Raw genomic sequence first — 11765 nt, forward strand, 5'->3', positions numbered from 1 at the left:
TGGATCTGCGTCACCGACAGCACGGCCTGCCTGAGCGGGCTAACGTTGCGGCTGACGATCGACTGCAGCGACTGGACCAGCGCGGTCGCGACGATGATCGGGTCGCGCGAACGCTCGGGCATCGCGCCGTGGCTGCCGCGTCCGCGGATCCGGAAATCGAAGAAATCCGCGCCGGCCATCGCCGGCCCCGGCTTGATGCCGATGCGATAGGGCTCGTCGTCCGGGGCGTTGTGCAGCGCGTAGATCTCGTCGCAGGGGAAGCGCCGGAACAGCCCATCGGCCAGCATGGCGCGGGCGCCGCCGCAGCCTTCCTCTCCCGGCTGGAAGATCAGGACGGCGGTGCCGGCGAAGTCGCGGGTCTCGGCCAGATAGCGCGCGGCTCCCAGCAGCATCGTCGTGTGCCCGTCATGGCCGCAGCCATGGAAGCGCCCCAGGATCTTCGAGGCATAGGCGAGATTGGTGCGCTCTTCCATCGGTAAGGCGTCCATATCCGCCCGCAGCCCGATGGTGCGGCCCGACCCGCGGCGGCCTTCGATGATGCCGACGACCCCGGTCTTGCCGAGGCCGCGATGCACCTCGATCCCCCAGGCCGCCAGTTTCTCGGCGACGATGCCGGAGGTGCGCACCTCCTCGAAGCCGATCTCCGGATGCTGATGAAGATCCCGCCGGATGGCGGTCAGTTCGTCCTTGTAGCTGTCGATGCGATCGATGACGGGCATGGCCGGACCCTTGCGGATGGTGGAGAGGGAGGGGTGAGCGGATGTGACCTGCGCCCGCCGTGTTGACGGAACGGCAGGTGTCGACCTAGGCGGGCGTCTCGTAGGAGACGGCGAGGTCCTTCGGGTCCGCGACCAGCTCGCTGCCGCCGACGAACAGTCGGTCCGAGGTGCCCGAGGCGCCGACGCTGCGCTCCACCGCCTCGCCATGGCTGGCGAAGCCGTTGGCAAGCCTGACGCGGCCGCGATCCGGCCCGGTGATCTCGATCTCGGTGGCATCCGCGAAGGGCTTGAATCCCGCCGGATCGGCGGCCAGGACCAGATCGCCCATCGGCACGAGATCCACGACGCGCCAGAGATTCCACCAGCGCCCGGCCCAGCCCGCCACCCCGGCCGACGGTGCCCCGTGGCTGGCGAATTGGTGCAGGATCGAGACCATCCCATCCAGCCAGGCATTGGCGGGGCCGTCGATGGCGTTGGTGACGACGGAGAGGCCGATGCCCCAGTCCGGCACCGTCGCGGAGCGGCTGATGAAGCCGGGGAACGAGCCGCCATGGCCGATCAGCGTGTGGCCGTCGACCTGCCCGATCATGGTGCCCAGCCCGTAATGGCGGGGCTCCGACTGATGCGGCACCTCCCAATGGCGCCGGGTCATCTCCCGCCGGCTGGCGACCGACAGCACGCTGGTTTCGGCGGCGGGGTCGAGGCTGGCGAAGAAGCGGGCGAGATCCCCGGCCGTGCTGACGAAGCCGGTCGCCGCGGCCAGCGCGAAGGTGGGCTGGTCGCCGCCGAGAGCACCCCGGCCGAAGGGCAGCCGGTTGCTGTGCCCCGTCGCCAGGGGCGCTCCGGCCCCCAACGGCGTGTCGGGCGCGGTGTTCTCCAGCCCCGAAGCGCCGACGACCTCGCGCGCGATCCAGCGTGCATAGGGTTCGCCCGTGATCGCCTCGATGGCGAGGCCCAGCAGGCCGTAGCCGAGATTGGAGTATTTGAAGCGGCTGTTGGCGTCGAGGACGAGAGGAAGGGCGAGTTCGGCCCGCAGCGCCGCCGCGTCGAAGAAGGGGGCGCGGACCTGCCAGTGCGGGGACCGGGTCCCGTCGCGCATCACCCCCGCGGCATGGGCGAGAAGCTGGGCGATCGTCGTCTCCGCCACCAGCGGATGCAGGCCCGGCACATGGGTCCCGATCCTATCGTCCAGATGCAGCCGACCGGCCTCCTGCAACTTCATGATGCCGACGGCGGTGAAGGTCTTGGAGTGGGAGGCGACGCGGAAGCGGTGGGCGGTGGTCAGAGCCTCACCGGTCCTGAGATCCGCCACGCCGAAGGCGCGCTCCCAGACAACCTGTCCGCCCTTCGCGACCGCGACGGCGCAGCCGGGCTGTTCGGTCACCTGCAGCTGGTGGTCGATCCATCGGCCGCCATAAGCCAGCGCGGCATCGAGCCATTCGGTCATGAGCGTTTCTTTCTTCGCTTGGTCCGGGGTGTCGTTCAGCCACCTGCCATGGCGGGCTTCGGGAAGGCAGCGCCCTCCGCCGCCCAGCAGGCGACGGCATGCCCGTCATCGATATCGGCCAGTCCCGGCTCGTGCTCAGCGCAGCGGGGGGTGGCGATCGGGCAGCGGTTGCGGAAACGGCAGCCGCTGGGCAGGCGGGCCGGGTCGGGCGGGTCGCCCAGCCGCGGTACCGGATCGTCGCGGCGGGCGACGTCGATCGACGGCACGGCGGCGAGCAGCGCCTGGGTGTAGGGGTGGCGGGGGGCCTGGAACAGCTGCTTCGCCGGGGCGGTCTCGACGATCCGCCCGTAATACATGACCGCGACGCGGTCGGCGATGTACTCGACCACGGCGAGGTTGTGGGACACGAACAGCAGCGCCAGCTCGAACTCCGCGCGCAGGTCGCGCAGCAGGTTCAGGATCTGCGCCTGCACGGACACGTCCAGGGCCGAGACCGGCTCGTCGCAGACGATCAGGTTGGGCTTGAGGATCAGGGCCCGCGCAATGCCGATCCGCTGCAACTGGCCGCCGGAGAGCTCGTGCGGGTAGCGGACGCGGTGTTCGGGCCGCAGCCCGACCTTGCGGAAGATCTCGGCCACGGCCTCGTCGCGCTCCCGACCATCCAGCATCTCCTGGATGTCGAGGGCCATCCGGACCGAGGCGCCGACGGTGCGGCGCGGGTCGAAGCAGGTCCTGGGATTCTGGAAGATGAGCTGGGCATGGCGCCGCTGCCGCTTGAGCTGATCCGGCGGCAGGGCGAACAGGTCCTGGCCGCGGAACCGGACCGTGCCCGCGCTCGGCTGCTGCAGGGCGATCACCGTCCGGCCCAGCGTGCTCTTGCCGCAGCCGGATTCGCCGACCAGCCCCAGCGTCTCGCCGCGGCCCAGGGCCAGGCTCACGCCGTCGACGGCGTTGATGGTGCCCACGACGCCCCCCAGCAGGCCCTTGCGGACCGGATAGCGGACATGCAGGCCTTCGACCTCGAGGAGCGGTGGACTGCTCACGCCCTGTCCCCCGTTGCGTCCGGTGTCGCCCAGCAGCGCGACCGGTGGCCCGGCGCGGTCACGGCGAGGGGAGGCATCTCGTCGAGGCAGCGCGCCAGAGCGAGGCTGACGCGGCGGCCGCATCGCGGCGCGAAGGCGCAGCCCGGCATCGGGCGGCTGAGATCAGGGATGCCGCCGGGAATGTCCTGTAGCCGTTCGCCGCCCGACTGTCCCAGCCGCGGCGCCGCCCGCAGCAGGCCGCGCGCATAGGGGTGGGCCGGGTTGCCCAGCATCGCCGCGACCGGACCGTCCTCGACGATCCGCCCGGCATACATGACCGCCACCCGGTCGGCGAGCTTCGCCACGACCCCGAGGTCGTGCGTGACCAGCAGAAGCGAGGTGCCGGCATGGAGGCAACTGTCGCGCAGCAGCTCCAGGATCTGCGCCTGGATGGTGACGTCGAGCGCCGTCGTCGGCTCGTCGGCGATCAGCAGCCGCGGCTTCAGCGCCAGGGCGATCGCGATCATGACGCGCTGCGCCTGGCCGCCGGACAGCTGGTGCGGATAGGCGAGCGCCTTCTCCTCCGGCGCCGGGATGCCGACCGAGCGGAGCAGGGCGACGGCGCCGTCCCATGCGGCCCTGCGGCTGAGCCGCTCCTGATGGCGCAGCGGTTCGGCGACCTGCCAGCCGACCCGGCGCACCGGGTTCAGGCAGCCCTGCGGCTGCTGGAAGATGATGCCGATGTCGCGGCCGCGCCAGCGGGAGAGGTCGCGGGCCGACATGGCAAGCACGTCGCGTCCGTCGAACAGGATCTGCCCGCCGGTGATCCGGCCCGGCTTCTGGATGAGCCGCAGGATGGACAGGGCCAGCACGGATTTGCCGGAGCCGGACTCGCCGACCAGCCCGACGATCTCGCCCGGTGCGATCCGCAGGTCCACGCCCTGCACGGCGTGGACCGTGCCGGGCCCGGAGCCGAACCGGGTGCGCAGGTCGCGGAGGTCGAGGAGCGGCCGGTCGGGCCGGGGCGGGAGCATCACCGTCATCGCCTCAGCTCCTCGGGTCCAGCACGTCGCGCAGCCCGTTGCCCAGGATGTTCATGCCGAAGATCGAGATGAACAGCGCGGTGCCGGGGGCGGCCACGGCCCACCAGGCGGAGAACAGGTAGGTGCGGGAGTTGACGAGCATGGCGCCCCATTCCGGCGCCGGCGGCTGGGTGCCGAGGCCGGCGAAGGACAGCGCCGAGGCCAGCAGCGCCGCCAGCGGGGTCGCGAAGGAGAGATAGACGATCAGCGGCGACAGCACGTTCGGCAGCACGGTGCCGAACAGGATCTCCGCCTCGCTGGCGCCCAGCGCCCGGACGCTGACGACATAGTCCTCGGCCTTGACCGTGAGTACCGTGCTGCGCACCAGCCGGGCGTAGCCGGGAATGCCGGCGATGCCGACCGCCGCCATGCCGGTCCACAGGCTCGGTCCCAGGATGGCGACCACCACCAGCACCATCAGGATGTAGGGGAAGGCCAGGAGAACGTCGATCATCCGCATGACGATGCCGTCGGTCAGCGACGACCCTGCGCCGGCGACGAGGCCGAGCACGGTGCCGACGGAGGCGGAGATCGATGCGGTGACGGCGCAGATCAGAAGGAAATAGCGCGTGCCGTAGATGATCCTGCTCAGCAGGTCGCGGCCGACCTCGTCGGTGCCGAGCCAATGCAGCGCGCCGGGGGGCATCAGGCGCTGGGCCGGGCTGATCTTGAACGGGTCGTACGGGGCGATCACCGGGGCGAAGGCCGCGAGCAGGATCAGGACCAGAAGCACGGTGCCGCCGGCCACCGCCGACGGATTGCGCAGAAGCCGCCCGAGCAGGAGCCGCCAGCGCGGGACGGCCTGGAAGACCGCTTCCTGGAGGATCGCTTCGCTCACGATACGAGCTCCACGCGCGGGTCGAGCCAGGCGTAGAGCAGGTCGGCGACGAGGTTGATCACCAGATAGGTGACGGCGCTGATCAGGATGATCGCCTGCGTCAGGGTGAAGTCGCGCCACTGGATGGCGTTGACCGCCAACTCGCCGATGCCGTGCCAGCTGAAGATGGTCTCGACGATGAAGGCGCCGCCCAGCAGGTTGCCGATCTGCAGCCCCACCACCGTCAGCACCACGATCAGGGCGTTCGGCAGGGCATGGCGCAGGATCAGCGCGATCTCGCTTGCCCCGCGCGCCCGCGCCGCCTGGATGTAGTCTCGCCTCAGCACGTCGATCATGCTGCTCCTCGCCACCCGCGACAGCGGGGCCGCTTCAATCAGGCCGAGCGCGATGGCGGGCAGCACGATCGCCAGCGGGCCGTGGGGGACCACCGGCAGGAGCCTGAGCCAGACCGAGCAGAGGAGGATCAGCAGCAGCCCGAAGAAGAAGGCCGGCATCGAGATGCCGAACAGTCCGATCGTCGTCGCGGTCACGTCCAGCCAGGTGTTGCGCCGGGCCGCGGCGAGGATGCCGGTCGTGAGCCCGACCACCAACGCGATCGCCAGGGCTGCGCCGGTGAGGAGGATGGTGTTGACGTATCGGAAGCCGATCTCGTCGATCACCGGCTTGCGCAGCCGGATCGACTCCCCGAGATCGCCCTGCGCGAGATCGCTGACATACAGGACGAACTGCTGATACCAGGGCAGGTCCAGGTGGTATTTCGCACGCAGGGTTGCGATGGCCTGTGCCGCGTCCTGTTCCGAGAGCTGGCCCTGATACATCGCCGTCGCCGCATCGGTCGGGATCAGGGCCTTCATCAGGAAGGTGATCAGCAGGATGCCGATCACCACCGGAACCAGGAGCAGCAGGCGCTTCAGGACATACCGGGCCATCGCGCTCTATCCCACGATCTTAAGGTCCGTGGCGTAGATATAGCCGAGATAGTCGAGGCGATAGCCCTGCAGCGCCGTCCGGGTCACCGTCATCGGCCAGTCGGTGAGCAGCGGCAGGATCATCCGATCCTCCAGGATCGCCGCCTGGGCGGCGCTGACGAACTGCATGCGCTTGGCCGGGTCGAGGGCGGTATCGGCCGCGTCCAGGGCGTCGTCGATTGCCGGGCTCGACGGCAGCAATTGGCGGTGGCCGGGGGACCGGAACAGCTGCGACATGACGCTCGGGTCGGACCATGTCCAGCGATTGAGATCCATATCCCAATCCGGCTTCAGCAGGCCAGGATAGAAGGTGCCCCAATCCGCCGTGCCGACATCGACCTGGATGCCGATATCGCCGAGATTGGCCTGGATGACCGCGAGCGCCCGCTCGGTCGTGCTGTCGGCATAGCTGCGGATGGTGAACTTGGCCTGGGTGCCGTCCTTGGCACGCACCCCGCCATCATCCCTCCAGCCGGCGGCGTCGAGCAGGGCCTTGGCCTTGTCCGGATCGTAGGGGGTGCCGTATTTCTGGGCCACGGCGTCGTCATAACCAGGGATGCCGCGCGACAATGGACCGAGGGCGATCGTGCCGTTGCCACCGAAAGCCGCGGCAAGGACGGCTTCACGGTCGACGGCATGGCTGATCGCTTCGCGGAAGGCCTTGTCGCTGAACGGAGCCTTCTTGTAGTCGAACTCCATGAACATCAGGTTCTTGGCGTTCTTGTCATTGATGACGACGAATTGCGGATCGTCGGCGAGCGGCCGGACCGCATCCGCCGTCAGCTGGGCGGCATCGAGCTCGCCGGTCTGCAGAGCCGACGTCACCACGCCCTCTTCGGCCATCACGTTGAGGACAATGCGGTCGAGATAGGGCAGGCCCTGATTGGCCGCATCCGGCCGGAACTGCTTGAAGTTCGGGTTGCGGACCAGTTCGATGCGCGTGCCGGGGGTCCAGCTGTCGAACATGAAGGGCCCGGTCCCGACCGGGTGGCGGGCATAGGCCGAACCTGCCGCCTTCACCGCGGTCGGAGAGTTGAAGCCGAAATAGGATTGGCCCAGCAGGTTGATGAACGGCGCGAAGGGCTTGGTGAAGTGGAAGACGACCGTGCGGTCGTCTGGGGCATCGACCTTCTGCAAAGGCCCGACGATGCCCTTGGAAGGGGAGGCGCTGTTCGGATCGAGGATCGTGTCGAAATGGAATTTCACGGCCGCCGCGTCGAAGGGCGTGCCGTCGTGGAAGGTCTTGCCGCCCCTGAGCTTGAAGGTGATCGTGCGGCCGTTGGCGTCTGCCTGCCAGGATTCAGCCAGCCAGGGCCGGGCCTGCCCCTGGTCGTCGAGGTAGATGAGCGATTCCAACAGGTAGTTGCCGAGAACGCTGCTCACGGCCAGGGAAATGCTCTGCACATTATAGAGGCCTTCCGGGTCAATAATCAGGCGGAACCGGGCCGCCTGTTCGGCCTGGGCGAAGGACAATTCCGACCTTCCCAACGTGAAGGCACCGACGGAAGCCATGGAGGCGAGCGCAAATTGCCGACGGTTCAGCACCGGACTCTCCCTGTTCGTTATGAGAAAGAGTGATTGCGCGGCCGCCATTGGGCTGGTGGAGCGTGCGGCCTATAATCCGAATGATTACTCGGATTGAGGCGGTGTGCAAGAGCCGGCAAGGGGACCCATGCGATTTTGGATGCAATTTTCTTGCCAAAGAGGGATGAGGTGGCTGGAAAGGAGAGCCGCATGACCGGAAAGACGAGCGCGCCAGCGAAGCGCAGGCCGGTCCAGGCCCGATCGCGCAGGATCAAGGCGGCGATCATGGAGGCTGCGCACGATGTCATGCGCGAAAGGGGCATCAGGGCGATCACGACCAATGCCATCGCGGAGCATGCCGGGATCAAGATCGGTTCGATCTACGACTACTTCCCCAACAAGGAAGCGATCATCGCCGAGATCTACGAGGGAAAGCTGGCCCAGGTGCGGAGCTTCCTCGAAGCGGGGTCGGAGCGGATCGAACGGGCGGGGTGGCAGGCCCAGCTTGCAGATCTCATTCGCGAGACCTGGGCCTATCAGCTCGGCATCGGCCTCGACCGCACCATTGTCGATGCCTCCTACTACTATGAGGACCTGCTCCGGATTGCCCGCGCGCATTCGCAGCTCTTCGCATCGAACTACGTCCGCCTCCTTCGCCGGCTGGGCTCGGATTGGAGTGACGAGCGGCTCTTCGATCTCGCCATCAGCATCTACACCCTGGTCAATGCGACGTGGAGCTATTGGCGGTTGACGGAGAGCAGCGATCCGATCGCCATCGAGAGGCAGATCGTGCTGACGATCCGCCTCATCGAGCCGGCATTGGATCCGGCCCCCTAGCCGAGGCTGGCAGACGATGTTAATGGCCGTGATGCTGGAGAAACACGGCAGTCATATTCCTATCATGCGCCCGCTTGGCTGATGACCGCACAGGCGCGCTTCAGGGCGTCGAGCGTGTCCATCAGCTGCACCTCCTGACCGTGCCGCTTGATGCAGGTGATGATCATGCTGGCGACGGCATGGCCGTTACGGTCGAGGATCGGGCAGCAGATGTCGGTCAGGCCGACGAAGTCCCGGCTTTCGTGCAGCTCGAAGCCGCGGTCGCGGATGCGGGTCAGATCTTTCACCAGCTCCTCCTCGGTCACCCGGCCCTGGGCCTGGGGCAGGCTCTCGCGGATCAGCCGCTGCTGCACCTCCGGCGGCTGGAAGGCGACGATCACCTGGCCGGAGGTGGCGTCCACCGCCGGCCGGTTGAAGCCAAGATTGAGGGTGAAGCTGATGTCCGGCTCGCCCGAGACCGAGGCCAGCACCACGGTGCGGCCGCGATACAGCACCACCAGATGAGCGGAATGGCCGGTCTCGGCGGCCAGCGCGTTCATCACCGGCACCGCCTCGGTCACCAGGTTGCGCACCCGCGGCGTGCGCAGCCCCAGCGAGAACAGCCGGTTGGTCAGGGTCAGGTCGTCGCTGGCCGGGTCGCGGGCGAGGTAGTCCCGCTCCAGCAGCACCATCACCATGCGGAAGATCTCGCTCTTCGACCGGCCCAGCTCATCGGCGATCCGGGTCAGCGACAGCGGTTCGTCGCGGCTGGCCAGCAGCTCCAGGATGTCCAGGCCCTTCTCCAGCGCCGGCGCCGAATAGGCCGCCTTCTTCTCCGTCACATCCAACCCCCAAACGACCCCACGCGATTCCGGGGCGGGACTGTATCGCCGCCGCCGACGTTTCGATGAGTGTTTTATATATGATGTTGACATCATCAGTAAAACAACCCTAGCGTTCTCCCAACGGCGGCCGAGACCGCCACGCAGGAGGCGCAGCGTGGAAAGCATCGAAACCGTGACGGTCGGATCGAGCCGCGGCGCATCGACCGTCCGTCGCAGCACGGCCTTTACCGATATCGAGTTCGACAAGCCGGGCCGGCAGGTCGGCTTCTTCCACATCCCGCAATCGCCGGACGATGATGCCTGGGGCACTGTGCGCATCCCGCTGGCGGTGATCGCCAATGGCACCGGCCCGACCGTGATCCTCGAGGGCGGCAACCACGGCGACGAATACGAAGGGCCGATCACGCTCGGCGAGATCATCCGCGACCTCGACCCCGGCACGATCCAGGGCCGGCTAATCCTGATCCCGGCGATCAACCTGCCGGCGGTGGTGGCCGGCAAGCGCACCTCGCCGGTCGACGGGTTGAACTTCAACCGCACCTTCCCCGGCGACCCGGCCGGCACCATCACCCGGCAGATCTCGGCCTATGTGCAGGATGTGCTGCTGCCGCGCGGCGACGCCTTCCTCGACCTGCATTCCGGCGGCTCGTCGCTCGACATCCTGCCCAGCGCGATCGTCGAGCCGGCGGCCGATCCGGCGCATCAGCGCCGCAACATCGACGCCGTGCTGGCCTTCGACGCGCCGATCACGGTGGTCGTCGACAATCTGGGCGAGCCGCGCACCGCCACCGCCGCCGCCGTCGCCGCCGGGCTGACCGTGGTCGGCACCGAGATGGCGGGGGCGGGCACGGTGTCGCTCGACGCGCTCGACATCTGCCGCCGCGGCGTGCGCAGCGTGCTGGCCCATCTCGGCGTGCTCGACCCGTCCTTCGCCGCACCGCGCCGCCCGGACCCCAAGGTCTACGAGGTGGCGGGCGCGTCCTCCTATGTCCTCGCCGGCGACGACGGGGTCTTCGAGCCCTATCACCGCAACGGCACGGAGGTCCGCGCCGGGCAGCCCGCCGGGCGCATCCATTTCCTGCATGATCCGGGCCGGGCGCCGGCCGAGCTGCGCTACGGCGCCGACGGTATCGTCTATGCTCGCCGCCAGCCCGGCCGGGTGCGGCCCGGCAATTGCTGCCTGGTCGTGGCCTCGCCCTATCGCGGGAGCCTTGGATGATCGGGCTGCACGACATCCAGGCTGCTGGGGACCGGATCCGCGGCCATGTCCGGCGCACCCCGCTGGTCCGGGCCGACCAGCTGCTGCAGGCGCCGACGGCGGCGCCGCTGTGGCTCAAGCTGGAATGCCTGCAGGTCACCGGGTCCTTCAAGGCGCGCGGCGCGACCAACCGGCTCTTGGCTGCCGACCCGGCGACGCTGGCCCGCGGCATCGTCACCGCCTCGGGCGGCAATCACGGCCTGGCCGTGGCACGGGCCGGCCATCTCGCCCGGGTGCAGACCACCGTCTTCCTGCCCGGCAACGCGTCACCGGCCAAGCGCGCCAAGCTGGCCGGCTGGGGCGCCGAGATCCGGATCGAGGGCACGGTGTGGGATGACTCCGACCGCGCCGCCCGCGCCTTCGCCGAGCAGACGGGGGCCGTCTATTTCCATCCCTTCGCCGACCCCGAGGTGGTGGCGGGCCAGGGCACGGTGGCGCTGGAGATCGCCGAGGATCTGCCCGAGGCCAGCCTGTTCCTGCTCGCGATCGGCGGCGGCGGCCTGGCCGCCGGCATGGCCACGGCGATCCGGGCGCTGCAGCCCAAGGCGCGGATCATCGGCATCGAGCCGGTCGGCTCCCCGACCCTGCGCGCCAGCCTGGACGCGGGGCAGGTGGTGACGCTCGACGCCGTCACCACGGCGGTGCCGACCATGGCCTGCGGCCGCACAGACCCGCGCATCTTCGACATCATCCGCCGCAGCGTCGACGAGGTGGTGCTGATCGAGGACCGCGACATGGAGCGGGCGGCGAAGTGGCTGTGGTTCGAACTCGGCCTGGCTGCCGATCTCAGCGGCGCCGCCTCGGTCGCGGCGCTGCAATCCGGCCGGGTGGTGCCGCGTGACGGCGACGTGGTCTGCGGCCTGGTCTGCGGCGCGGGCCCGGACGGCCTCGCCGCCTGAACGCGGGGCCCGGAGGGCTGCGCCCTCCCAACAACAACAGGCGCAACCGAGGCTTCACAGGAGGACGAGAACCATGATGAAACATGTGCTGTCGGGCGTGGCCCTCACCGCGGTCCTGGCCCTGTCGGGCCTCGCATCCGCCGCCGAGCCGGTGCTCGGCCTCGCCGCCATCGACCTGCAGAACTCCTTCTTCGTGCGGATGAAGGAGGCGGGCGACACCGCGGCCACGGACTACGGCGTCAAGGCGACCTGGCAGAGCGCCGAAGGCAGCCTGGAGAAGCAGGTCGCCATCATCGAGAACTTCATCAACCAGAAGGTCGACGCGATCCTGGTCGATCCGCTGGACA

Annotated in this window: 12 protein-coding genes; 4 read left to right on the forward strand and 8 right to left on the reverse strand. The window is 68.8% G+C overall.

Translation table 11 applies throughout. From position 1 onward, the window contains the following. The 7 genes from ABDW35_RS21470 to ABDW35_RS21500 all read right to left on the reverse strand — a co-directional run. The coding region (locus ABDW35_RS21470; protein WP_343715916.1) for an amidohydrolase at window positions 1-719 on the reverse strand (719 nt) is incomplete at its 3' end. An 85-nt stretch (window positions 720-804) separates the two neighbouring features. Continuing rightward, on the reverse strand, window positions 805-2166 hold the full coding sequence (locus ABDW35_RS21475) for a serine hydrolase domain-containing protein (protein ID WP_343715917.1): 1362 nt from the start codon (window positions 2164-2166) through the stop codon (window positions 805-807). Window positions 2167-2201: 35 nt separating this feature from the next. Continuing rightward, entirely contained in the window at window positions 2202-3209 is a 1008-nt protein-coding gene (locus ABDW35_RS21480) for an oligopeptide/dipeptide ABC transporter ATP-binding protein (protein WP_343715918.1), read from the reverse strand. Continuing rightward, the gene (locus ABDW35_RS21485; protein ID WP_343715919.1) at window positions 3206-4231 is read right to left on the reverse strand and encodes an ABC transporter ATP-binding protein; all 1026 of its coding nucleotides are present in this window, start codon (window positions 4229-4231) and stop codon (window positions 3206-3208) included. Before ABDW35_RS21485 ends, ABDW35_RS21480 begins: the two co-directional genes overlap by 4 nt. Window positions 4232-4235: 4 nt before the next feature. Then, on the reverse strand, window positions 4236-5108 hold the full coding sequence (locus tag ABDW35_RS21490) for an ABC transporter permease (protein WP_343715920.1): 873 nt from the start codon (window positions 5106-5108) through the stop codon (window positions 4236-4238). Then, entirely contained in the window at window positions 5105-6037 is a 933-nt protein-coding gene (locus ABDW35_RS21495) for an ABC transporter permease (RefSeq protein ID WP_343715921.1), read from the reverse strand. The genes ABDW35_RS21490 and ABDW35_RS21495 overlap by 4 nt, the downstream gene beginning before the upstream one ends. Before the next feature lie 6 nt (window positions 6038-6043). Continuing rightward, on the reverse strand, window positions 6044-7459 hold the full coding sequence (locus ABDW35_RS21500) for an ABC transporter substrate-binding protein (protein ID WP_343715922.1): 1416 nt from the start codon (window positions 7457-7459) through the stop codon (window positions 6044-6046). 351 nt (window positions 7460-7810) lie between these two features. On the opposite strand from ABDW35_RS21500, the gene ABDW35_RS21505 reads away from it, so the two are divergent. Next, a complete protein-coding gene (locus ABDW35_RS21505) occupies window positions 7811-8437 on the forward strand; it encodes a TetR/AcrR family transcriptional regulator (RefSeq protein WP_343715923.1) in 627 nt (208 codons plus the stop codon). Between the two features lie 62 nt (window positions 8438-8499). Here ABDW35_RS21505 and ABDW35_RS21510 read toward each other — a convergent pair whose 3' ends face one another. Beyond that, complete coding sequence (locus ABDW35_RS21510; RefSeq protein WP_343715924.1) at window positions 8500-9258, reverse strand: IclR family transcriptional regulator; 759 nt, start codon at window positions 9256-9258, stop codon at window positions 8500-8502. 157 nt (window positions 9259-9415) lie between these two features. On the opposite strand from ABDW35_RS21510, the gene ABDW35_RS21515 reads away from it, so the two are divergent. The 3 genes from ABDW35_RS21515 to ABDW35_RS21525 form a co-directional block, all read left to right on the forward strand. Then, window positions 9416-10480: a succinylglutamate desuccinylase/aspartoacylase family protein gene (locus ABDW35_RS21515; RefSeq protein ID WP_343715925.1), complete on the forward strand. Its 1065-nt coding sequence runs from the start codon at window positions 9416-9418 to the stop codon at window positions 10478-10480. Then, window positions 10477-11418 (forward strand): pyridoxal-phosphate dependent enzyme, encoded by a 942-nt coding sequence (locus ABDW35_RS21520; protein ID WP_343715926.1) that lies wholly within the window; start codon window positions 10477-10479, stop codon window positions 11416-11418. The genes ABDW35_RS21515 and ABDW35_RS21520 overlap by 4 nt, the downstream gene beginning before the upstream one ends. 73 nt (window positions 11419-11491) lie before the next feature. Then, window positions 11492-11765 (forward strand): substrate-binding domain-containing protein (locus ABDW35_RS21525; protein WP_343715927.1); only part of this gene is annotated, 274 nt, incomplete at its 3' end.

This window comes from Inquilinus sp. (assembly GCF_039594555.1).
Lineage (GTDB): Bacteria > Pseudomonadota > Alphaproteobacteria > DSM-16000 > Inquilinaceae > Inquilinus.